Source organism: Albibacillus kandeliae (assembly GCF_003116585.1).
GTDB lineage: Bacteria > Pseudomonadota > Alphaproteobacteria > Rhodobacterales > Rhodobacteraceae > Albibacillus > Albibacillus kandeliae.
On record NZ_QEHM01000007.1, the window covers coordinates 274440 to 296236 of the forward strand.

Consider the following 21797-nt stretch of genomic DNA (forward strand, 5'->3'; position numbering starts at 1 on the left):
AAACATCATGCCCTACCGCGTCGCCTTTGCCGGGTTCATGCTGGAATCGGTTAGTGCCGTTCCGGTGGTCAGCACCAAGGCCGAGTTTGAACAGCGCATGACCCGTGGCGCCGAATTGCTGGACGGTTTCCGAGGGACCAACACTGTTGCCGGTGGCTGCCTCGACGTCCTCGAAGCGGCTGATGACGTGACGCCGGTCCCCCTGTTGCAGACCCTGATCGGCGCCCTAGGCCCCGCCTCTGACGAGGCAATCTCCTATCTGACCGCCGAGATCCTCCGGGCATTGGCCGATGCCGGTCCGCTCGACGGTATCGTGCTCTTCCTGCATGGCGCCTCCTGGGCGCCCGGCTATCCCGACATCGAACGCCATATCATCGACGAGGTCCGCAAGGCGATGCCCGGCATTCCGCTGGCCATCGCGCTGGATTACCACGGCAATGTCGACAGCCGGACCTTTGCCAATTGCGATGTCGCGGTCGCCTACCGGCACTCGCCGCATACCGACATGGGCCAGACAGGGCAGCGCGCCACCGAAGCCCTGATGCGCATTCTCCGCGAAGGGAGGAAGCCGGGTCTCGCGCTGTGCAAACCCGGGGTGATCATTCCCTCGATCCTCTCTGCCACCCGCCTCGAACCCCTCGCCAGCGTGATCGCCGAAGCACGGGCAATGGAAGCCGAGGGCGATTGCGACATCTCCATCATGGCTGGCTTTTCCTATGCCGACTCTCCCAACACCGGCATGTCGGTCCTCGCCATCGACTGGGATGGTCAGGAGGCCGCCGAGGCCAAGGTGCGCAAACTGGCCGAGCGGCTCCACGACCTGCGCCGCGAAATCTCGAACTCGATCGAGGTCATGGACGTCGCAGGCGCGCTGACGGATCTCGAAGCAAGCCCCGGCAACGGCAAGCCGGTCGTCCTGCTGGAACACGCGGACCGGATGAATGACTCGACTTACCTGCTGCGGGCCCTGATCGGGCGTGACGTGGGACGGGTTGCAGTTCCATTCCTGCTGGACCCGGAAACGGCCGAACTGGCGCTGAAGGCCGGGGAAGGCGCTGAGATCGAGGTTGCGATTGGCGGCAAGAGCTCGCCCGAGAGCGGCGGTCCGGTACACGCCACCGCCAAGGTGCTCTGGGCCGGGACCAAGTCTTACAAGGTCACCGGGCCGATGGAGACAGGCAAGCTGGTGAACCTCGGAACAACCGCGCTGCTCGACATCGGCAATATCCGGGTCTCGGTGGTCTCTGCCTTCGCTTTCGGCGTCGATGGCGACCCCTTCTACATCTTCGGGGAAAAGCCCGAGGACTATGACGTGATCGTGCTGCGGTCCAAGACCCACTTCCGCGCCTTCTACGAACCTGCCTCGGACCGGATCATCGTGGTTGATACGCCCGACCTCGGACCAGCCGACGTCCGCCTCATCGCGTTTGAACAGCTGCAGACCGCGCAGGTCTACCCGTGGCTGGAAAACCCGCCCCTCACAAACTGAACCAATAAATCCCACAACAGGAGAGCCAACCCATGAAACTCAACCTTCGATCCGCCCTGTTCGGCGCGGCGCTCGCGCTGCCGCTGGGTGCGCTGCCCGGCCTGACTCTGGCCGAGGATTTGACGGTGGTGATGAGCGCGCCGCTGCGGACACTCGACCCCACCAGCAGCACTGCGCGCATCGTACGTTCGCACGGGTTCATGGTCTTCGACACGCTGCTGGGCCTTGACGAGAACATGGCGGTCCAGCCCGAGATGGCCTCCTACACCGTGTCGGACGACAACCTTGTCTATACCTTCACCCTGCGTGACGGCCTGATGTTCCACGACGGAACCGCAGTAACCGCCGAGGACTGCATCGCCTCGATCCGTCGCTGGGCCGCGCATGACGGTGCCGGTGGAAAGATGCTGACCTTTGTCGAGAAGATGGAGGCGACGTCGGACAAGGGCTTTACCATCACGCTCTCTGCGCCCTTCGGTCAGCTGCCCGACCTGCTCGCCAAACCTTCGCCGATCCCGGCCTTCATGTTGCCCAAGCGCCTTGCCGACACTCCGGCAGGCGAACAGATCACCGACATGGTCGGGTCCGGTCCCTTCCGCTTTGTTGCGGACGAGTTCCAACCCGGTGTCCGCGCCGTCTATGAGAAGTTCGAGGACTACGTCCCGCGCGAGGAACCCGCGTCCGGCAATGCTGGCGGCAAGGTCGTCAACTTCGACCGGGTGATCTGGGAGGTGATGCCCGACATCCAGACCGCGATCAACGCGCTGCAGGCAGGCGACGTCGACTACCTCGAAACCCTGCCGACCGACCTAGTGCCCCTCGTCGAGATGGCCGAGAATGTCGACTACGGCGTGATCAAGCCGGTCGGTTCGCAGGTCACCGGGCAGTTCAACCACCTGATCCCGCCCTTCGACAATCCCGAGGTGCGCCGCGCCGCGATGTACGCACTGGATCAGGAACAGATCCTGATGACTGCGATCGGAAACCCCGAGTACTACTCGATGTGCGCCTCGATCTACGGCTGCACCGTCCCGCTCGCCTCCGACGCCGGGTCCGAGTACCTGCAAGGTACTGCCGACGAGCGCATGGCCAAGGCCAAGGACATCCTCGCGGCGAGCGGCTATGACGGCACGCCCGTGGTGATGCTGCAACCGACCGACCTCGCAATCCTCCAGACACCGCCCATTGTCGCCGCCGAACTGCTGCGCAAGGCGGGCTTCACCGTCGAGGTCGAGTCGATGGACTGGGCAACTCTCAGCTCTCGCCGGACCAGCCAGGCCCCTGCCGCCGAGGGGGGCTGGAACATGTTCTTTACCTACTGGGGCGTCGAAGGGATCTGGAATCCGCTGGCCAGCGTCCTGATCGACGGCACCGGCGAACCCGGGGCATGGTCCGGCTGGCGCAAGAGCGACGAGGTCGAGAAGCTTCGGGTGGACTACATCGCTGCGCCGACACTCGAAGAGCAGAAGGACATCGCCGTTAGGATCCAGCAGATCGTCTACGACGACGGCTTCTACTTCAACGGGGGCGAATTCCTGAGCCTCTCCGCATGGAGCTCGGACCTCGACGGGATCGTTCCCGGCATGGTGAACCAGTTCTGGGGCATCCACCGCTGACATTGTCCCGACCGCAGCGCACCACGAGGGAGCGCTGCGGTCGGACCTTAGACACACGGACCCATTGAACCGACCGACACCATCGGAGCCCCAGCATGATCCAGTACTTCGTCAAGCGCCTCGTCATGGCGATCCCGGTGATGTTCTTCGTTGCCGTCTTCGTCTTTCTCCTGCTGCGGCTGACCCCGGGTGACCCCGCAGTCATCATCGCCGGAGACCAGGCCACCCAGAGCCAGCTTGAAACGATCCGCAGCAATCTCGGGCTAGACGAGCCGCTGCTGGGCCAGTTCGTCACCTGGATGGGCAATCTCCTGCAGGGTGACTTCGGCGTCTCGCTGATTTCGCAGCAACCGGTGATCGAGCTGATCGGTCAACGGGTCGGGCCGACACTGTCCCTCGCCGTGGTCGCTATGGCGATGACTCTCGTCATGGCGCTCCCGCTCGGCGTGATGGCCGCGTGGCGTCATGGCCGCCTGCTGGATCGCGCGGTGATGATCTTCTCGGTGCTGGGCTTCTCTGTCCCTGTCTTCGTCACGGGTTACGTGCTGATCGCGATCTTCGCGGTCCACTTCCAACTGTTCCCCGTCCAGGGCTACAAGCCGCTCTCGGAAGGGCTCGGGCCCTTCCTCCACCGCATCTTCCTGCCCGCCCTTGCGCTGGCTTCCATCTACATCGCGCTGGTCTCGCGAATGACCCGCGCCTCGATGCTGGAGATCCTGCAGGAGGACTACGTCCGCACCGCCCGTGCCAAGGGGCTGGGCGAGAAGATCGTGCTGTTCCGCCACGCCCTGCGCAACGCCGCCATCCCGATCCTCACCATCGTCGGCACCGGTTTCGCGATGCTGATCTCGGGCGTGGTCGTCACCGAGAGCGTGTTCAACGTCCCCGGGCTCGGACGGCTTGTCGTCGACGCTGTGCTGGCCCGCGACTACCCGCTGATCCAGGCCATCATCCTGCTGACCGCCGGCCTCTACGTTCTGATCAACCTTCTGATCGACCTCTCCTATGCCCTGACCGACCCGCGAGTGCGCTACCAATGACCCTTTCCGCAGCTTCCGTCCTCGCCCCCCGACAGCGCAGGGGCCTGCCGTTCCGCCGACCGCACTGGCTGACGACCCTGGCAGTTCTCGTGCTCGTCATCATCATCATCACGGGTATCCTCGCTCCCCTTCTCGCGCCCTTCGAGCCTACTGAACTGAATTCAATGATGCGGCTGAAGCCCTCGGACACGACACACTGGATGGGCACCGACAGCTACGGACGGGACATGTTCTCGCGCGTGCTCTACGGCGCCCGCATTTCCCTTTTGGTGGGGTTCGGGACGGCCATTGGCTGCCTTGCAGTTGGTATGCCGCTGGGCCTGATCTCGGGCTGGTTCCCCTGGGCAGACGGCGTGCTGATGCGCATCATGGACGGCCTCATGGCAATCCCGGGCATCCTGCTGGCCATCGCGGTTGTCGCCCTGACCAAGGCCGGGCTGGTCACGGTGATCATCGCCATCATGCTACCCGAGATTCCACAGGTCGTCCGGCTGGTCCGCTCCCGTGTGATCGCGATCCGAAGCGAGGCCTACGTCGAGGCCGCCCGCCTGCTTGGCACCTCCTCGACCCGGATCATCTGGCGCCACCTCCTCCCGTCGACCTTCGGTCCGATGATTGTCCAGGGCACCTACATCTACGCGGCCGCCATCCTGACCGAAGCTGCCCTGTCCTTCCTTGGCGTCGGCATCGGCACCGAGACACCCACCTGGGGCAACATCATGGCCGAGGGTCGGCTCTATTTCGCGATCAACCCCTGGCTGGTGTTCTGGCCCGCGATCGTTCTCTCGCTGTGCATCCTGTCGATCAATATCCTGGGCGATGCCCTGCGAGACAGCCTCGACCCCAAGATGAAATCGCGGCGCTGATGGCACCGCGCGTAGGAACCGAGACCATGACGACCACGTCCTCACCCGTCCTTTCGGTCCGCGACCTGCGGGTCGCCACCATCGGCTCGCGCCCCTCCGAGATCCTGAAAGGGATCAGCTTCGACATCAACCCGGGCGAGGTTGTCTGCCTTGTCGGGGAAAGCGGGTCGGGCAAGTCCGTCACCTCTCTGGTCACCATGGACCTGCTCCCGGAACAGGAGCTGCGCGCCACCGGGGGCGAGGTCCTGCTGAACGGCGAGGATATCCTCAGGGCAACCCCTGCCCGTACCAAGGCCCTGCGCGGTGCCGAGATGGCGATGATCTTCCAGGAGCCGATGACCGCACTCAACCCGGTCCTGCGGATCGGCCTGCAGATGGAAGAGGTCTACATGGCCCATCGGGACATGAGCGCACGCGACCGCCGTGCCGCCGTTCTCGAAGCCTTTGCCTCGGTGCAGCTGCCTGATCCACCCCGCATCTACGACAGCTATCCGCACCAGCTCTCGGGCGGGCAGCGACAAAGGGTGATGATCGCGATGGCGTTGGCGCTGAAACCGCGCCTGCTGATCGCGGATGAGCCGACAACGGCCTTGGACGTCACGACGCAGAAGCAGATCCTGACGCTGATCCGTCAGCTTCAGGACGAGAACGGAACCTCGGTTCTGTTCATCACCCATGACATGGGCGTGGTCGTCGACATCGCCGACAGGGTCTGCGTCATGCGGAAGGGGGAAATGATGGAATCCGGTCCGGTGCGCGAGCTGCTGGCCGCGCCAAAGACCGACTATACCAAGGACCTGCTGGCCGCCATTCCATCGCTGACCCCGCCCGAACCGGTCGAGTCGGAAGACGCCGACATTGTCCTGTCGGTCAGTGGTTTCAGCAAGGAATTCCGCCTCGGCAGCGCCCTGTCCCGGATCATGGGTCGCGCCGATCACGCGGTGCGCGCCGTCGATGACGTATCGTTTCGCCTGCGCCGGGGGCGCACCCTTGGCATCGTCGGGGAAAGCGGCTCGGGCAAGTCCACGGTCGCGCGCTGTGTCATGCGATTGGAAGAACCGAGCGCGGGCGCTATGCTGCTGGACGGACAAGATATCTCGCACATTCAGGGCGCCGAGCTGATGCGCGCGCGCCAGCGCCTCCAGATGGTGTTTCAGGATCCAAACCGCTCGCTCAACCCGCGGATCCCGATCCTCGAAAGCCTCTGCGAGGGTCCGCTGAACTACGGCCGAGATCGTGCCGAGATCCGCGAGCGCGCGGTCGAGATCATGGAGACCGTGGGGCTCGATCCCGAGGGTCTGTCACGCTACCCCCACCAGTTTTCCGGCGGACAAAGGCAGCGGATTGCCATTGCCCGGGCATTGCTCATGGACCCCGAAGTGATCGTCGCGGACGAGGCGGTGTCGGCACTCGATGTCTCTGTCCAGGCTCAGGTCCTCGACCTGCTCGACCGGATCCGGCGCGAGCGGAACCTGTCCATGCTCTTCATTACCCATGACTTGCGGGTGGCCGCCCAGATCTGCGATGACGTCATGGTCATGCAGAAGGGGAAAGTTGTCGAAATGGGACCGGCGTCGGAAGTCCTCTCCAATCCCCGACATGCCTACACCGCTGCGCTGATTGATGCAGCGCCGGGACGGTCGTGGGATTTCGAAGCCGGACGCCCGGTGACAGAGGTCCAACCCGCATGATCCGCGCCGCGCTCGTCCAGATGGATGCGACCGCGCTCGATCCGGCGGGGAACTTCGAGAAGATCCTCGGCTTCCTGGAGCAGGAGGCCAGCGTTGGTGCGGACCTGGTGATCTTCCCCGAGCTCTCCAACACGGGATACGTCGAGCCGCTGGTACCGGGTGGACCCTTCGTCAGCGACGTACCGGACTATGCGTCGGCGCTGGTCGCCGCATGCGCCGACATCGACGGGCCGGAAGTCGCCCGGATCGTGCAGCTCTGCCGCGAGCGACAAGTTTCTGCAATTGTGGGCCTTGGATTGCGCGACGCGGTGCAACCCGCAGTGATCCGCAACAGCGCCTTGGTCGTGACCCCGGACGGCATCGCAGGCTGCTATGCCAAGGTCCACCAGTGGCACAACGAGAAACTGTACTTCACTCCCGGGAGTTCTATCGAACCCTACCCGGCACTGGGAACCCGTCTTGGCGTCCAGATCTGCTACGATATCCGCTTCCCCGAGATCACCCGGATACTTGCGGTCAAGGGCGCGTCCATCGTGGCATCGATCTGGGCCTCCTTCGGGGCCGATGGCGCGCCGGTCCCAGACGAGGACCTCTTCGTGCACCGGTGCTATACCCGCGCCGTTGAGAATGGCATCTTCGTGCTCTCCTGCAATCGCGCGGGTCTGCACGGCACCTCCCGGTTCTTCGGCCGCTCCTGCGCGCTTGCGCCGGACGGTCGTGTTCTTGGCCGCCTGAACCACGACCGTGAAGACGTCCTGCGCATCGAGATAGATCTGGCCGACATCGCACGGTACCGCGCCGCCACCGGCATTTGGGCGGACCGGGTCCCGATGATCTACGCCGCCAACCTGAGCGAGACGACCATATGACACGCCCCACACTCTGCCCCCCGATCAGCGACGCCGACTGGCCGGAGGCGCTGGACGACATGCGCGGCGGGTTTGCCACCGGGCTCAACGTCTACCGCACCATGGCTTATCATCCGGCCCTGTTGCGGGCCTGGGCGCCGCTGCGCCAGCACATCGTCAAGGAAAACGCTCTCGGGATGGAACTGCTGGAGGTCGTGATCCTGCGGGCAGGGTACCGGCTCGGCTCGGACTACGAATGGTCCCAGCATGTCGACCGCGCCCGCAAGCTCGGCTTTCCGGATGACCGTATCGAGGCCGTGCGCCGTGGTGCCGAAGGGCTGGACCTGAAACTCGTCGAGGCGGTGGATGCGCTGCTGGACGACCACCGTCTCGGGTCCGAGCAGGAGGCTGAACTGGCAGAGCTCGTCGGGCGCGAAGCGGTGTTTGACCTGATCGCTACCGTCGGTTTCTACTCGGTCCTCGGCTATCTGCTGCTGACTTACGAGACACCACTCGACGACGACATTTCCTACTACCCCGTGGCTCCGGCCTAGGCTGACAGGCGCCCTGAACGGCAGGCTCCCGGCCTGTCGGGTCGGGTCCGGACAAGGCCGTCAGCAAGGTACCAATAAGATGCATTTCGGATGCATCTATGGAGATGGGCCAAACTGCGGTAGTCTGGGAGGAGAAGTTTAGCATTTACTAGGGAGGCGCCGCGTTTTCCCGATGGCTTATTTCGATCTTGGCTCTTTTGGCCGCCGATTTCAGAATACCGCTGGCGAAGCCCAGACTTGGTTCGACCGGGGTCTGGTCTGGCAGTACGGCTTCAACCACGAGGAGGCCATTGCCTGCTACGAGCGGGTGCTGGACTTTGACCCAAGGCATGTGATGGCACGGTGGGCCATCGCCCACTGCCTCGGCCCGAATTACAACAAGCTCTGGGAGTTCTTCGAACCCGACGAGAAGGCCGCGGCGCTGGCGCGGGCCCACGGGCTTCTGGCCGAGGCCCGGGACCTACCGGCAAGCGACGTGGAACGCGCCTTGGTCGATGCGCTCTCCGCGCGGTTCCCGACCGATCCCGAGATCGAGGACTACGGGCCTTGGAACGACGGCTTTGCCGAGGTGATGCGCCCTGTTTACCAAAGGTTTCCCGATGACCTCGACGTGACCGCGATCTTTGTCGAGGCCCTGATGAACCGCACGCCCTGGGCGCTTTGGGATACGCGCCTCGGCCAGCCGGCAGAGGGCGCCTCAACGGAAGAAGCGCGGGCAGCGCTGGAACGCGCCTTTGCCGAGATCCCCGCCGCCTGGGATCACCCGGGGCTGCTTCACTTCTACATCCACCTGATGGAAATGTCGCCGACGCCGGAAAAGGCACTGCCACACGGCGACCGCCTAATCGGGCTGGTTCCCGATTCCGGGCACCTTGTCCACATGGCCAGCCATATCGACGTGCTGTGCGGCGACTATCACAATGTGGTCGCTCGGAACCGAGCGGCGGCGCGGGTGGATCGCGCTTATTTCAAACATGCGGGCGGCGAGAATTTCTACACCGTCTACCGCATCCACAACCTCCATTTTCAGATCTATGGCGCGATGTTCCTCGGTCGCCCGTCAGATGCGTTCGAGGGGGCTCAGGCGCTGGTCGAGACCTTGCCCGAGCCGGTCGTCCGCTACCTGCCGGAACTGTTCGAAGCCTTTGTGCCGATGCGTCTGCACGTCCTGATCCGCTTCGGGCGCTGGTCCTGCATCCTGAAAGAGGCTTTCCCCGAGGATGCAGACCTCTACTCCTTCAGCACGGCCTTGCTGCACTATGCACGCACCGTCGCGCTCGCCAATCTGGGCCGCCTTGCCGAGGCCGAGGAGAGCGCGGCGCTCTTTGCCCAAGCGCGCGACGCGGTTCAGCCGGAACGGATGATGTTCAACAACCCCTGCAGCGACGTGCTGAAGGTTGCAGAGGCGATGATGCTGGGCGAGCTTCACTACAAATCCGGCCGGACAGCCGAAGGTCTCGATCACTTGCGCCGCGCGGTGTCACTTGACGATAACCTGCTCTACGACGAGCCCTGGGGCTGGATGCAGCCCACGCGCCATGCCCTGGGCGCTCTCCTGATGGACGCGGGACAGTTTGAAGAGGCGGAAGCCGTCTATCGCGCCGACCTCGGCCTTGACGACACGCTGCCGCGCCCCTGTCGCCATCCGCGCAACGTGTGGAGCCTGCACGGCCTGTCGGAGTGCCTGTCGAGACGGGGTGACACGGTCGAAGGCGTTCACGTGCGCCAGCTGCTGGATCAGGCCGTGGCCCGTGCCGAGGTGCCGATCACCGCGTCCTGCGCCTGCCGATCCGCAGTGTCGTGCTGTTCGTCCTGACCGGAAAACGGCAGCGCTCGCCCAAAGTAAGCCCGCAGGCGGCCTAGTCGGCCTCGTCCAACGCCGGCCTGTCCAGGTCAGAGAACTGGCCGATGCGCTTGAGGGTGCTGATCAGTTCTTCGCGGTGATCTGCCCCGATCAGGTCATTCAGGGCGGTCAGATGTTGCCGCGCCCTGATTTCCATGCGCGCCTGCAGATCCACGCCCTTGCGCGTAGCCTGGCTGAGATGGGTACGCCGGTCGGTATCCGGGCGCACGCGCGAGATCAGGCCGGTTTCCTCCATCCAGCGCAGCGCCTTGGTAATGCTGGACTTGTCGCGTCCGGCGGCCCGGCCGATCTGCGTCTGGCTGATCCCGGGGTTGTTCACGACCAGCGTCAGGATGGTGAAGTAGCCCGGGCGCAGGGCATCATCCCCCAGACGCTCGACGAAATCGGCATAGGCGCGTTCATAGGCAATCCGGAGATGCATGCCGACGAACTCGTTAAGGATGCCAAACTCGAGGGCATCCTCAACGTCCTGAGCGACGATATCGCCTGCGGCGCCAGTGTTGGTCGCATCATTCATGCGGCATCCCGCCTCCCAATCAGGCCTTGCCGGTACCGGCCGAGAGCGGCCGCTTGGCGAGTTCCTTCACCGCGTCCAGATCGAGCTCGAACCCGAGGCCCGGTTTATCCGGCAGCGGCAGTGTCTGTCCCTTGGCCTCTGGCAGACCCTTGAAGATCGGTTTGCTCATCTCGACTGCAACAAGGTGCCATTCGACCAGCCCGCCATGCGCGAAACCGGCATGAAGGTGCATGTTGTGATAGGGAAAGGCCCCGCCATTTGCCAGCGTTACGTTCCGCGCCTCGGCAAGGGCAGCAACCTTGGAACCCGCGGTCAGGCCGCCGCAGATGACGACGTTGGGCTGGATCACGTCAACCGCACCTGCATCCAGAAGCGACTGGAACCGCCAGAGCTGACCCTCGTTCTGGCCCGCGGCAACCCGAACCCCGGTAGCGCGCCGAAGCTCCGCCATCTGCGCCGGATCGTTGTCGCGGACAGGCTCCTCGAAAAAGGTGATGTTGTACTCCGTGAGGCGCTCCGCCAGCCAGCGTGCCGAACTGGGGTCAAGCGAGCAGTTCGCGTCGATGAACAGATCGCTTTCGTCGCCGATGGCTTCCCGGGCAACCCGCACCCGCTGAATATCCTCCTCGAGGATGGAGCGCAGGTCGGCCCCCCGGATCCGCTTGTGCAGACCGTGGTGACCGACGACCATCTTGAACCGGCTGATCCCGTCAGCACGAAGATGGCGCGCGACATCGCCAAGCTGATCGCGGTCGAAGGCGCCGAAGCCGAATGTCACGTAGAGGGGAACCTCGCGGCGTGCGCCGCCGAGCAATTGCCAGCAGGGCTGCCGCGTCACCTTGCCAAGAATGTCCCACAGAGCGAGGTCGATGCAGGAGACAGCATGGCTGGCATATCCGGTCTGACCCCGCGGGGTAAGCAGCCAATAGAGCTCCTCCGAGATTCGCTCGCGATCGAGAGCATTCAGACCGATGATGTTCGGAGCAACCACCGAGTTGATCGCCTCTGCCACGATTTCCTCCTCGGTGATCGCGGTGAACCCGTGACCGACAATGCCGTCGGCGGTGGTCACCTGCACGACGACGCAGGACAACCCGGTCTTGGCTGTCGCACCGGCAAGCGAGAACTCCACAGGGATATTCAGCGGATAGGCGACAACTTCGGCAATCGTGGTGTTCATGTCGGTTCCTTCTTGGTCCGGTTCGGCAATCTGCCGACTCCTTCTATGGCTCACCGAATTAGTTGACAAGCAAACTTTCTTCTCTGAGAGTATTTTTCAGGGAGACAGAAAAGGGAGGTTTTCATGTTTCGTCGAGTGATGACGGCTGTGGCCGTGACGTCGCTGTTTGCGGGCGCCGCGCTCGCCCAGGACGACTATCCGAACAAGCCCGTGACGCTGGTCGTCGGCTTCTCGGCCGGTGGGGGGATGGACACGCTTGGCCGGTTGGTGGCTGATCGCGTGACCAAGGAGCTTGGCCAGCAGATGGTCGTCGAGAACCGGCCCGGCGCCGGTGGCACCATCGCCCCGGGCTACGTCGCCAATGCGTCGCCGGACGGCTACACGCTCTACCTGGGTGAAACCGCCGCGACCGTGGCGGACGTGGTGATCGGCGAGGTCGGGTATGACCCGATCAAGAGCTTCACCCCGATCGCACAGCTGGCCGTCGCTCCGCTTGCGCTGGTCGCGAACAATGACGTCCCGGCCTCGAACATGAGCGAGTTCGTCGAACTGGTGAAGTCTAAGCCCGGAGAGTTCTTCTATGCCTCGTCTGGAGTCGGGACGCTGCAGCACCTCGCAGGCGAGCAGCTGAACCACGATGCAGGGCTCGAGATGGAGGCGGTCCACTTTCAGGGCGGCTCGCCCTCGATTACGGCGCTGATGTCGGGCGAAGTGGAATTCGCGATCACGAGCCTCAATGCCGCGTCCTCGCAGGCGGAGGGCGGCAATCTCAAGGTGCTGGGCGTGACCACGAAGGACCCGGTGCCCGGGTTTGAATCAATCGACACGGTGAGTTCCGTTGTCGACGGGTTCGATGCGGCGCCCCGCCAGTTCGTCATGGCCCCGGCAGGTACGCCCGCTCCGGTCATCGAAAAACTGGAGGCAGCTTTCGCCGCGGCACTCGCCGACGAAGCGCTGAGGGCGGACCTGTCTTCGCGCGGTCTGGTGCCCACCTACCTGAGCGGCGCCGAGCTTGCGGAACAGTTGCCGGGCGTCATCGAGACGTGGTCGAGTACAGCCCGTAAGGCCCTCGACAAGTGAGACACCTCGCCGCCCGGTCCTCCGGGCGGCCACTCAGCCAGCGCAAGGAGCAGCCAAGTGAACACGCCGGTCATCGGTATGATCGTCCCGCCCGCAGCCGGAGAGGTGCCGCCCGAGGCATACGGCCTTTTCCCCACCGGAATTCGCTTTGCCGCGCGCGGCCTCGCCCTGCGGGAAATGGCGATGAACGACTACTCCAGCGCAGTGCGACGCGTCCGCGAACTGGCGCGCGCACTTAAGGAAGAGGACGGCGCGCAGGCCATCTCCCTGATGGGGACCTCGCTGAGCTTCTTCCGTGGAGGCACGTTCAACGACGAGTTGGTCGAGATCATGCAGGCCGAGACCGGGCTGCCCGCGACCACCATGAGCAATTCGATCCGCGACGGGCTGCTCGCGGTTGGCGCCCGGCGCATCGCGGTGGGAACAGCCTATTCGAACGAAGTGAACGACTGTCTCGTGCGCTTCCTTGAACAGTCCGGATTCGAGATTGCAGCGCTTTCCGGGATGGGCATCGTCGGAGTGGACGACGTTCTGCGGGTCACGCCCGACACCGTGACTCAGTTAGGCCGGAGAGTCGCCGAGGCAGCGGAGGGCCCCATCGACGCGGTCCTGATTTCCTGCGGCGGCCTACCCGCGCTGCATCTTTGCGACGCGCTCGAAACGGACCTCGGCGTTCCGGTGATCGCAAGTTCGACCGCCGGAGTGTGGCGTGCGGCGCAGTTGCTGGGGCTCTCCGCCGAGTCCCCTGCTTTGGGCGCGCTTGGCCGTGTGCCGGCCGATCACCTGAGCCGGTTGATCTGATCATGTCCGACAGAATGGAAATCGACAGTGACCGCCCGCTGGAAAGCGACGCGGATCAACGACTGGACGTGCGGGCTCTCATCGCCGGGATCGTCATCCTGTGCGGGTGCCTCGCCCTCACCTGGACAGCATCCGGTTATGGGATCGGCACGCCGCGCCGCATGGGGCCGGGCTTCTTCCCCTTCTACCTTGGCATCATCGGAACCGGGCTGGGTGCCCTGATGACGATCCGAGCTTTCGTCGCCCCGCTGCACGCGGGCGCGGACGTACCCCTCAGACGGGTGATTTTCATCGGCTTGGCGTTCGTCTTCTTCGCCATCGCCGTTGAACCGCTGGGGCTGGTCCTGACAATCATCGGAACCACGCTGCTTGGCGCATTTGCCGACAGGGAGGCGCGACCGCTGCAGAGCCTGATGCTTGCCGTCGGCCTCGCCCTCTCGATCTGGGTCCTTTTCGTTGTCCTCCTCGGGCTGTCGATCCCCGTCTGGCCGGGAGCGCAATGATGGAAACCTTCGCCAACCTCGCCGGCGGGTTCGCCACGGCCCTGACCGCCGTGAACCTCTTCTACTGCTTTGCCGGTGTCGCCATGGGAACGCTCATCGGCGCCCTGCCCGGCCTCGGCGCCATGCTGGGCATCGCCCTGCTGCTGCCTCTTACCATGTACCTCACCCCAGAGGCAGCGATCATCATGCTCGCCGGGATCTACTATGGCGGCGAATACGGAGGGTCAATTTCCGCGATCCTGATCAATGTCCCCGGCACCCCGTCCTCGACTGTTGCAACCCTCGACGGGCACGCGATGACCAAGCAGGGGCGTGCTGCCGTTGCCTTGTTCGCGTCGGCCATGGCGTCCTTCATCGCGGGCTCGGTGGGCATCATCCTGATGATGCTGTTCTCACCGCTCATCGCCAAGATCGCCCTCAGCTTCGGCTCCGTCGAATACTTCGCGGTCATGTTGCTCGGCCTCGTCGGCGCCGCTGCGGTTGCAAGCGGGTCGCGGCTGAATGCCCTCGTCGCGGTGCTCATGGGTGTGGTCTTTGGCACCGTCGGCACAGACATAAGCTCTGGCGTCCAGCGCTTTACCCTCGGCTTCCCCGAGTTCATCTCGGGCATCAGCCTTGTTGCCCTCGCGATGGGCATTTTCGGGTTCGCCGAGATCGCCTGCTCGCACACCACCAGCATCTCCGACAAGTCGAGCAGCAAGATCCGCCTTCGCGACATGCTGCCGACCCGCGACGAGGTTCGCAGAAGCTTCGGACCGCTCTTTCGCGGCACGGCGCTTGGCGCGCTGCTCGGCGCCCTGCCCGGAACCGGGCCGACGATCGCGTCCTTCATGGCCTACGCACAGGAGAGACGGGTGTCGCGTCATGGCGACCAGTTCGGCAAGGGCGCGATCGAAGGCATCGTGGCGCCCGAATCCGCGAACAACGCGGCGGCGCAGACGGCGTTCATCCCGACCCTGACGCTCGGCATTCCGGGCACTGCGACAATGGCCCTGATCCTTGGCGCCCTGATCGTTCAGGGCATACAGCCGGGCCCACGGATGATGGTCGAAAATGCCAACCTGTTCTGGGCCCTGATCGCCAGCTTCTGGATCGGCAACCTGTTCCTGCTGGTCCTGAACATCCCGCTGGTCGGGCTCTGGGTCAAACTGGTGCGCGTCCCCTACCGCTTCCTGTTTCCCAGCATCATCTGCCTGATCTCGGTCGGGGTCTACAGCATCGACCTGAACACTTTCGGCGTTCTGGTCGTCACCGGGATCGGGCTCATCGGCTGCCTGATGCGTGCGGCAGCCATTCCTGCCGCACCGTTCCTCATGGGGTTCATTCTGGGGCCGCTGATGGAGGAAAACCTCCGACGCGCGCTGCAACTGTCCCGGGGAAGCTTTGTCGACTTCCTGTCGTCCCCCATCGCCGCAGTCTGCTTCGCGCTGACGGCGCTTGCGCTTCTGCTGCCTATTGCGGCCGCCTTGGTCGCGATGCGGCGGACCTGAGCCGCCCGGAGAGGCAGGCCGGGGTCAGCTCCGGTACTGAGGCTCCTCGGCGTCCAGCTGGCGCCGGACCGAGGCCAGATGCAGCTGCGCAGATTCCAGCGCGCCTTCCTGCATCTGCGCCGCTGTGGCCTCTGCGATCTCGGGCGAGACCGGGAGGACCTTGCGACCGGTGGACATGGCGAGGGTCTGCACCTGGGCGGCCCGCTCAAGGTAGTAGAGGTCGTCCCAAGCCCTGGCGATGGTCGGGGCCAGCACCATCACGCCGTGGTTCTTCATGAAGACGATGTCGGCATCGCCCACCGCTTCGGCAATCCGGGCCCCCTCGGCCTGATCGAGTGCAAGGCCGTTGTAGTTCTCGTCCACTGCCGTCCGGCCGTAGAACTGCAGCGCCGTCTGGCCCGCCCAGATCAGCGGCTCGCCCTCGGTCATGGCCAGCGCCGTTGCGTAGGGCATGTGCGTATGGAACGCGACCCGCGCGCGCGGCAGAAGCCGGTGAAGCTCTGCATGGATGTAGAAGGCGGTGGCTTCGGGAGTGCCATCACCGTCAACGACGTTGCCGTGGAAATCGCAGACCAGCAGGTCAGGTGCTTTCAGTTCGCGGAACGCATAGCCATAGGGGTTCACGATGAACAGGTCGTCGTGACCGGGCACCAGCGCCGAGAAATGGTTGCAGATGCCTTCCTCGAACCCGAGACGGGCAGCCATCCGGAAGCAGGCCGCCAGGTCTTCCTTTGCCTCCCGGATCGCATCGCTGGCGAAATCCGGGTGGTTGTGCCTGAGGCTCGCATCCGAGGGACCGGTCGAGTTGGAAAGAGAATGGGCCATGGGTCGGGACTCCTGTACGTAAGGTTAGCCTGTCATTGCCAGCAACGGGCGACAGGCGAAAGCCCCATGTGGGCCCGGCACACTTCGGCGCCGGTTGCGGCTGAACCTCAGGCCTTGTCTTCGTAGCGACGGCCATTCTCGATCATGGTCGGCGTGCCGATCCGCTGGTTCAGACCGTCAAAGTCGAACATCCGCTCGCGGAAGGCCACGTTGGATCCGGTCCCGAGCAGGCTGGCGTAATATTCCTCGGCCGTCCGTGCGAGCGCACGTACGATCCCGCCCGGGAAGATCACCAGCGAGTAGCCGAGGTCCTGCAACTGCTCCGGCGGCACCATCGGTGTCGCCCCGCCCTCGACCATATTCGCCATGAGCGGTACGCGGCTGCCGAGAATTTCACCGACCTTTCGAAGCTGGTCCAGGCTGCGCGGCGCCTCGATGAAGAGCGCGTCGGCCCCGGCCTCGATATAGGCAGCCCCCCGTTCCAACGCGGCATCAAACCCCTCGACGGCAATCGCATCGGTCCGACCGATGATCAGCGTCTCCTCCGAGGCCCTCGCATCCGCCATCGCCCGGATCTTGCCGCACATCTCGCTTGTCGGGATCAGCGACTTGTCCGAGAGGTGACCGCATCGCTTGGGATAGGTCTGGTCCTCGACCTGCAGCGCCGAGGCGCCCGCCCGCTCATATATCCGCATGGTTCGCTGCGCGTTCAGCGCATTTCCGAACCCGGTGTCGGCGTCGATCACGATGGGCAGAGAAATCCGGTCCCGGATCAGCGCCAGCGTGTCCGCCATCTCGGTCATCGTGGACAGGCCGATGTCGGGCATTCCAAGGCGCGTGTAGGCGACTGCCGCACCGGAGAGATAGACGGCCTTGAACCCCGCCTTTTCAGCTATGGAAGCGGTGAGGGCATCGAAGACGCCCGGCGCCAGAAGGATTTCGGGTGCTGCAAGCAGTTCGCGCAGGCTGGGACCGCTCATGATGCCAACTCCTGTCGGGCGAGGAAGTCGGCGCAGGTCTCCTGCTCGACGACCGAGCCAAGCGAGACCAGCGTCGCGTCGTGCACGTCGCTCTTGAAGGCCCCGCAGCCGTCAGTCAGCAGGATGATCCTGTACCCGCGCATATGCGCATCGCGGACGGTCGAGGCGACGCCGCCGTTGGTGACGATGCCAGCCACCACCAGCGTGTCGATGCCCAACCCCTTAAGAACATGTTCCATCCGGGTCTGGTAGAAGGCGGAATAGGCGACCTTCTCGATCTCCACGTCGGGCGGGAGAAGCTCATCCACGGCCTTGTTGCCCCAGGAGTCCGGGGCGAAGTCGCCTTCCTTCAGGAAGGGACGCAGCTCCTTCAGGTGCGGCGCGATCAGGAAGGGGCGCCCCCGCACATGCTCGATGGTGAACTGGACCGAGACAAAGACCCCGCCCTTGTCGCGAAGGGCAGGCAGGATCGGCGCCACGCGCCCCGGCAGCGCGGCGAGTTCCGGTGTGCCCTGCCCGGCGCGGCCATAGGCGCCATCGGGATGCAGGAAGTCGTTGGTAAGGTCGATTGTCACCAGCGCGGTTTTCGCCGGATCGATTGGTCCGCCGCTCATGCCTGTTCTCCCTTCTGTTCGATGATGATGTTGCCGTAGCTGTCAACAGTGGCGCTGAGCCAGGGTTCGACAAAGATCGTCGCATCGGGCTGCTCCAGCACCGCGGGTCCGTCGACCCGCGCCCCGACGGGCAATTCGAGCCGTGCCACGATGCGCGCCTCTTCCCACTGGCCCCGCACGAAAACAGGTCGTGATCCGCGCTCGGCGGCTTCGACAGTGGCGTCCTTGGCCGGGGCAAGGCGGGCAAGGTCGAACTTGGGCCGCTTGCCGATAACCGAGGATCGCAGGTTCAGCACCCGGATACCCGATTTCAGAAGCCGCCCGTACAGCCCGCGATAGCTGGCCTCGAACGCTTCGCGAACGGCTTCCCGCGTCGGAGCCTGCACACGGCCATTCTCGACCTTGACCGTGATCGGCACCGACACCGTGTGGGTCTGGCCGATGTAGGCCATGTCGAGCTCGAAACGCTCCTCGCGGGAGGCGAACTCGGATCCGGCGCTTTCCAGCACCATCTGGCCCTCGTCGAAATGGGTCTGCATGTGGTCGGCCAGACCGGGCAGATCGAGCGCGTCGAGCGTGGCGTTGACGGTTTGCACGAAATCCTGCCGCATGTCGGCAATCACGCAGCCCATTGCCGAGGTGACGCCCGGAAAGCGCGGGATCAGCGCGCGCCCGATGCCCACCTCGTCGATCATCGCCCCGGCATGCAGGGCTCCGCCGCCGCCGAAGGGCATGTAGGCGAACTTGGCCGGATCGTGCCCGCGTTCGATGCTGACCAGCCGGATCGCGCCCGCCATGCGCGAGTTGGCAACCCGCACGATGGCCTCCGCCGCCTCCATCACCCCAAGCCCGAGAGGCTTGGCGACGTGTTCCTCGATCGCGACCTTGGCCGCCTCGAGGTCCAGTGCGCCCAGTCCCTTGCCGAGCGGCCGCGTCGCGTCGATCCGGCCCAGCACGATGTTCGCGTCGGTCACCGTGGGACGGGTATTGCCGCGCCCGTAGGCGACCGGCCCCGGGTTCGACCCGGCGCTTTCCGGCCCGATGGTCAGCAGACCGCCCGCATCGACCGACGCGATGGAACCGCCGCCCGCGCCGATGGTCGCAATCTCGATCATCGGGGTCCGGACCACCATTCCGAAGTCAATCGAGGTCTGGGGCGAGACGACGGTCTCGCCACCCACGATCATCGAGACGTCAAAGCTGGTCCCGCCCATGTCGCCGGTGATCAGGTTGGCATAGCCAGCCGTCTCGGCGATGTAGCCTGCAGCAATCACCCCTGCGGAGGGGCCGGACAGCGCTGTTCGCACCGGACGCTTGCAGGCGGTGTCGACCGACATCACCCCGCCGTTCGACTGCACGATCATGAATTCGCCACCGAAACCGCCACCCTTCAGCGCTGTTTCCAGCCGCGCGAGGTAGCCCGCGACCTCGGGCTGAAGATAGCCGTTCAGCGCGGTCGTCGAGAACCGCTCGAACTCGCGGATCTCGGGCAGAATCTCGGAGGACGCGGCGACGTGCGGGTTGTGCCAGACGGCGCGCAACGCCTCCACCGCGGCCTGCTCGTTGACCGGGTTCGCATATGCGTTGACGAAAAGCACCACGACCGCCTCGCAGCCCTGCGCCTGCAGAGCCTTCGCCGCGTCGCGGACCGCGTCGAGATCGACCGGCTGATCGACCGTCCCGTCGGCAAGCACGCGCTCCGAAACCTCCAGGCGCAGGTCGCGCGGAACAACAGGCGTGAAGTCCCCGCGCAGCCCCCAGGTGCGGGGCCGGTCGCGGCGGCGCATCTCCAGCACGTCACGGAAGCCCGCGGTGGTGATCACCCCGGTTCTTGCACCCTTGCGTTCCAGCAGCGCGTTCGTCCCGGCCGTGGTGCCGTGCACCAGCGAACGGATCCGGCCCATGTCTGGCTGGGCGGCGCGGATGCCGTCGAGAAACCCGCCGGACTGGTCCGGGCGCGTGGTCGGCACCTTGGCGACGGCGGTTTCCCCGGTCCCCAGGTCCAGCGAGAAGACGTCCGTGAAGGTCCCGCCGACATCGACTCCGATGATGCTCCCGAGGCTCATTCCGCGTTCCCTCTCCAGGCATTTCCATAGGCTGCGTCGGCCTGATCGGCCGACAGGTATCCAAGCGCCACGTCACGGGCGACCTCAGCCGCCGGACGCTCCGAGGCCGGGCCGTAGCCGCCGCCGCCGGGGCTTTGCAGGCGCACTTTCTGCCCCTGTTTCAGGACGATCCCGCGCATCTTCGAGGTCATCGGGGGCTGGTGCCAGCCATCGTCCTGTTCGTAGTCGAAGCGGTTCACCGCGGCACCGCCGCCCCCCGCAACACCCTTGGGTGGGAACTTGCCCCGCTCGCCGAAGAAGAAGGCCTCGGCCCCGTTCTCTTCCAGCACCTCGATCTCGTAGACCGCGCCAAGCCCGCCGCGGTGCTTACCCACACCGGCGGACCCTTCCCGCAGCGCCCATTGCCGGAACGCCACAGGGTAAGCCGCCTCGAGGATCTCCACCGGCGGGATCGTCGCCATCGAAATCGGAGCCGACCCGTGGTTCAGCCCGTTGCCTTCGGGTGTGCCGCCGTGACCGCCCCCGTAGAAGCTGAACATGACCCAGCGCTGCCCGTTCGATTTCTTACCGGCGATGGAGAGCGCATTGATCGTGCCATAGGCATTGGCCACCACACGGTCCGGCGCGGCCTGCGACGCGGCCGAGAAGATCACGTCGATCATCCGCAGGATGGTCTCGGTATAGCCGCCCGTCGGGGCCGGGAACTCGGCCGACAGCAGGCTGTGCTCGGGCACCTTGATGTCGATGGGTTTCATCACCCCGGCGTTGGCCGGCAGCGACGGGAAGATATGCTTGATCGCCACGTAGACACAGGCGATCGAGGTCGGCAGGGCAATGTTGATCGGTCCCGCCACCTGCGGCGCGCAACCGGTGAAATCCAGGCTCAGCCTGTCACCCTTCACCTCCAGAGCCACCTTGATTGGCAGCGGCACGTCGGTGATGCCGTCGTTGTCGAGGTAGTCGATCGCCTCCCAGCGGCCATCTGGCAGCGCCTCCACCTCGCGCCGCAGCAGCGTTTCGGCCCGGATGGCGAGCGCCGCCAGCGCCTCGTTCACCGTGTCGCCGCCGTATTCGTCGAGCAGCGCGTCAAGCCGCTTGATCCCGAGATCAAGCGCGCCGAGCTGGCCGTTCACGTCGCCCTCGGCGGATTGCGGCAGGCGGGTGTTGCGCAGGATGATGTCGAGGATGTCGGTCCGCAGTTCGCCCTCGGCCATCAGCTTGACGGGCGGCAGGACAACCGCCTCCTGAAATACCTCGGTGGCCGCCGGGTTGTAGTTGCCGGGCACCGCGCCGCCCACGTCGTGCCAGTGGCCAACGGAGGCGAGCCAACAGAACAGCTTGCCCTCCCGGAAGTAGGGACGCACCAGCCGCATATCAGACAGGTGGGTGCCGCCGATGTGGGCGTCGTTGAAGATCCAGACGTCACCGTCCTTGGGCCCGCCGGACTCGGCCGCCTTGTCGATGACCGCCTTCACGGCAAAGGCCATCACACCGACGAAGATCGGCAGGCCGTTCTTGCCCTGCACCATCGTTTCGCCGGTTTCGGCGTGGTAGATACCGTGGCTTGCGTCGTGGGCTTCTGCAATGATCGGATTGAAGGCCGAGCGGAACAGCGTCGCATCCATCTCGTCGGCGATCTGCTCCATCCGCCCCGCGAGGATCGCGAGGGTGATGGGGTCGACCCCCTGCTCCGGCCCGCGCGCCTTTTCCGTTCTGTCCACGGCCTCTCCGGCCGTACCGACATGCGCCATCAACGCGACTCCCTGCTTTTTG

19 protein-coding genes are annotated in these 21797 nt (G+C 64.9%); 12 read left to right on the forward strand and 7 right to left on the reverse strand.

The features are described 5' to 3' along the window. Positions 1 to 7: 7 nt before the first annotated feature. From DDT93_RS17135 to DDT93_RS17170, 8 genes are all read left to right on the forward strand, one after another. A complete protein-coding gene (locus DDT93_RS17135) occupies positions 8 to 1489 on the forward strand; it encodes a M81 family metallopeptidase (protein WP_109467083.1) in 1482 nt (493 codons plus the stop codon). A 32-nt stretch (positions 1490 to 1521) separates the two neighbouring features. Continuing rightward, positions 1522 to 3105, forward strand: coding sequence for an ABC transporter substrate-binding protein (locus DDT93_RS17140; RefSeq protein ID WP_109467084.1), 1584 nt, complete (start codon positions 1522 to 1524; stop codon positions 3103 to 3105). Between the two features lie 95 nt (positions 3106 to 3200). Continuing rightward, positions 3201 to 4145, forward strand: a complete 945-nt coding sequence (locus DDT93_RS17145) for an ABC transporter permease (RefSeq protein WP_109467085.1) — start codon at positions 3201 to 3203, stop codon at positions 4143 to 4145. Next, positions 4142 to 5011 (forward strand): ABC transporter permease, encoded by an 870-nt coding sequence (locus tag DDT93_RS17150; protein ID WP_109467086.1) that lies wholly within the window; start codon positions 4142 to 4144, stop codon positions 5009 to 5011. The genes DDT93_RS17145 and DDT93_RS17150 overlap by 4 nt, the downstream gene beginning before the upstream one ends. 26 nt (positions 5012 to 5037) lie before the next feature. After that, positions 5038 to 6702, forward strand: a complete 1665-nt coding sequence (locus tag DDT93_RS17155; RefSeq protein ID WP_109467225.1) for an ABC transporter ATP-binding protein — start codon at positions 5038 to 5040, stop codon at positions 6700 to 6702. Continuing rightward, complete coding sequence (locus DDT93_RS17160) at positions 6699 to 7571, forward strand: carbon-nitrogen hydrolase family protein (RefSeq protein WP_109467087.1); 873 nt, start codon at positions 6699 to 6701, stop codon at positions 7569 to 7571. The genes DDT93_RS17155 and DDT93_RS17160 overlap by 4 nt, the downstream gene beginning before the upstream one ends. After that, positions 7568 to 8104 carry a carboxymuconolactone decarboxylase family protein gene (locus DDT93_RS17165; RefSeq protein ID WP_109467088.1) on the forward strand — a complete coding sequence of 179 codons (537 nt, stop codon included), beginning with the start codon at positions 7568 to 7570 and terminating at the stop codon, positions 8102 to 8104. Before DDT93_RS17160 ends, DDT93_RS17165 begins: the two co-directional genes overlap by 4 nt. Before the next feature lie 172 nt (positions 8105 to 8276). Continuing rightward, on the forward strand, positions 8277 to 9920 hold the full coding sequence (locus tag DDT93_RS17170) for a tetratricopeptide repeat protein (RefSeq protein ID WP_109467089.1): 1644 nt from the start codon (positions 8277 to 8279) through the stop codon (positions 9918 to 9920). 43 nt (positions 9921 to 9963) lie between these two features. On the opposite strand, the gene DDT93_RS17175 is transcribed toward DDT93_RS17170, so the two are convergent. Both DDT93_RS17175 and DDT93_RS17180 read right to left on the reverse strand, forming a co-directional pair. After that, positions 9964 to 10485: a MarR family winged helix-turn-helix transcriptional regulator gene (locus tag DDT93_RS17175; protein WP_109467090.1), complete on the reverse strand. Its 522-nt coding sequence runs from the start codon at positions 10483 to 10485 to the stop codon at positions 9964 to 9966. 19 nt (positions 10486 to 10504) lie between these two features. Beyond that, positions 10505 to 11665, reverse strand: a complete 1161-nt coding sequence (locus DDT93_RS17180; RefSeq protein ID WP_109467091.1) for a mandelate racemase/muconate lactonizing enzyme family protein — start codon at positions 11663 to 11665, stop codon at positions 10505 to 10507. Positions 11666 to 11788: 123 nt separating this feature from the next. Here DDT93_RS17180 and DDT93_RS17185 point away from each other — a divergent pair, with 123 nt between their 5' ends. From DDT93_RS17185 to DDT93_RS17200, 4 genes are read left to right on the forward strand one after another with little or no spacing between them, the layout of a single operon-like run. Then, positions 11789 to 12745 carry a Bug family tripartite tricarboxylate transporter substrate binding protein gene (locus tag DDT93_RS17185; RefSeq protein ID WP_109467092.1) on the forward strand — a complete coding sequence of 319 codons (957 nt, stop codon included), beginning with the start codon at positions 11789 to 11791 and terminating at the stop codon, positions 12743 to 12745. Positions 12746 to 12802: 57 nt separating this feature from the next. Continuing rightward, positions 12803 to 13546 carry an arylmalonate decarboxylase gene (locus DDT93_RS17190; protein WP_198654888.1) on the forward strand — a complete coding sequence of 248 codons (744 nt, stop codon included), beginning with the start codon at positions 12803 to 12805 and terminating at the stop codon, positions 13544 to 13546. Positions 13547 to 13548: 2 nt separating this feature from the next. Next, the gene (locus DDT93_RS17195) at positions 13549 to 14049 is read left to right on the forward strand and encodes a tripartite tricarboxylate transporter TctB family protein (RefSeq protein ID WP_109467093.1); all 501 of its coding nucleotides are present in this window, start codon (positions 13549 to 13551) and stop codon (positions 14047 to 14049) included. Further along, on the forward strand, positions 14049 to 15539 hold the full coding sequence (locus DDT93_RS17200) for a tripartite tricarboxylate transporter permease (RefSeq protein ID WP_109467094.1): 1491 nt from the start codon (positions 14049 to 14051) through the stop codon (positions 15537 to 15539). Before DDT93_RS17195 ends, DDT93_RS17200 begins: the two co-directional genes overlap by 1 nt. Before the next feature lie 24 nt (positions 15540 to 15563). Here the strand turns inward: DDT93_RS17200 and DDT93_RS17205 are convergent, their stop codons facing one another. From DDT93_RS17205 to DDT93_RS17225, 5 genes are all read right to left on the reverse strand, one after another. Further along, positions 15564 to 16364 carry an aldolase gene (locus DDT93_RS17205; RefSeq protein WP_109467095.1) on the reverse strand — a complete coding sequence of 267 codons (801 nt, stop codon included), beginning with the start codon at positions 16362 to 16364 and terminating at the stop codon, positions 15564 to 15566. Positions 16365 to 16471: 107 nt separating this feature from the next. Next, a complete protein-coding gene (locus tag DDT93_RS17210) occupies positions 16472 to 17344 on the reverse strand; it encodes an isocitrate lyase/PEP mutase family protein (RefSeq protein ID WP_109467096.1) in 873 nt (290 codons plus the stop codon). Beyond that, entirely contained in the window at positions 17341 to 17958 is a 618-nt protein-coding gene (locus DDT93_RS17215) for a cysteine hydrolase family protein (RefSeq protein WP_198654889.1), read from the reverse strand. The genes DDT93_RS17210 and DDT93_RS17215 overlap by 4 nt, the downstream gene beginning before the upstream one ends. Continuing rightward, positions 17955 to 20024 carry a hydantoinase/oxoprolinase family protein gene (locus DDT93_RS17220; RefSeq protein WP_109467097.1) on the reverse strand — a complete coding sequence of 690 codons (2070 nt, stop codon included), beginning with the start codon at positions 20022 to 20024 and terminating at the stop codon, positions 17955 to 17957. Before DDT93_RS17220 ends, DDT93_RS17215 begins: the two co-directional genes overlap by 4 nt. Next, positions 20021 to 21775, reverse strand: coding sequence for a hydantoinase B/oxoprolinase family protein (locus tag DDT93_RS17225; protein WP_109467098.1), 1755 nt, complete (start codon positions 21773 to 21775; stop codon positions 20021 to 20023). The genes DDT93_RS17220 and DDT93_RS17225 overlap by 4 nt, the downstream gene beginning before the upstream one ends. Positions 21776 to 21797 lie beyond the last annotated feature (22 nt).

What these genes read in the sequence shown, in the direction of transcription:
- DDT93_RS17135 (WP_109467083.1), top strand. Translation starts at nt 8, where the DNA reads ATGCCCTACCGCGTCGCCTTTGCCGGGTTCATGCTGGAATCGGTTAGT.
- DDT93_RS17140 (WP_109467084.1), top strand. Translation starts at nt 1,522, where the DNA reads ATGAAACTCAACCTTCGATCCGCCCTGTTCGGCGCGGCGCTCGCGCTG.
- DDT93_RS17145 (WP_109467085.1), top strand. Translation starts at nt 3,201, where the DNA reads ATGATCCAGTACTTCGTCAAGCGCCTCGTCATGGCGATCCCGGTGATG.
- DDT93_RS17150 (WP_109467086.1), top strand. Translation starts at nt 4,142, where the DNA reads ATGACCCTTTCCGCAGCTTCCGTCCTCGCCCCCCGACAGCGCAGGGGC.
- DDT93_RS17155 (WP_109467225.1), top strand. Translation starts at nt 5,038, where the DNA reads ATGACGACCACGTCCTCACCCGTCCTTTCGGTCCGCGACCTGCGGGTC.
- DDT93_RS17160 (WP_109467087.1), top strand. Translation starts at nt 6,699, where the DNA reads ATGATCCGCGCCGCGCTCGTCCAGATGGATGCGACCGCGCTCGATCCG.
- DDT93_RS17165 (WP_109467088.1), top strand. Translation starts at nt 7,568, where the DNA reads ATGACACGCCCCACACTCTGCCCCCCGATCAGCGACGCCGACTGGCCG.
- DDT93_RS17170 (WP_109467089.1), top strand. Translation starts at nt 8,277, where the DNA reads ATGGCTTATTTCGATCTTGGCTCTTTTGGCCGCCGATTTCAGAATACC.
- DDT93_RS17175 (WP_109467090.1), bottom strand. Translation starts at nt 10,485, where the DNA reads ATGAATGATGCGACCAACACTGGCGCCGCAGGCGATATCGTCGCTCAG.
- DDT93_RS17180 (WP_109467091.1), bottom strand. Translation starts at nt 11,665, where the DNA reads ATGAACACCACGATTGCCGAAGTTGTCGCCTATCCGCTGAATATCCCT.
- DDT93_RS17185 (WP_109467092.1), top strand. Translation starts at nt 11,789, where the DNA reads ATGTTTCGTCGAGTGATGACGGCTGTGGCCGTGACGTCGCTGTTTGCG.
- DDT93_RS17195 (WP_109467093.1), top strand. Translation starts at nt 13,549, where the DNA reads ATGTCCGACAGAATGGAAATCGACAGTGACCGCCCGCTGGAAAGCGAC.
- DDT93_RS17200 (WP_109467094.1), top strand. Translation starts at nt 14,049, where the DNA reads ATGGAAACCTTCGCCAACCTCGCCGGCGGGTTCGCCACGGCCCTGACC.
- DDT93_RS17205 (WP_109467095.1), bottom strand. Translation starts at nt 16,364, where the DNA reads ATGGCCCATTCTCTTTCCAACTCGACCGGTCCCTCGGATGCGAGCCTC.
- DDT93_RS17210 (WP_109467096.1), bottom strand. Translation starts at nt 17,344, where the DNA reads ATGAGCGGTCCCAGCCTGCGCGAACTGCTTGCAGCACCCGAAATCCTT.
- DDT93_RS17215 (WP_198654889.1), bottom strand. Translation starts at nt 17,958, where the DNA reads ATGAGCGGCGGACCAATCGATCCGGCGAAAACCGCGCTGGTGACAATC.
- DDT93_RS17220 (WP_109467097.1), bottom strand. Translation starts at nt 20,024, where the DNA reads ATGAGCCTCGGGAGCATCATCGGAGTCGATGTCGGCGGGACCTTCACG.
- DDT93_RS17225 (WP_109467098.1), bottom strand. Translation starts at nt 21,775, where the DNA reads ATGGCGCATGTCGGTACGGCCGGAGAGGCCGTGGACAGAACGGAAAAG.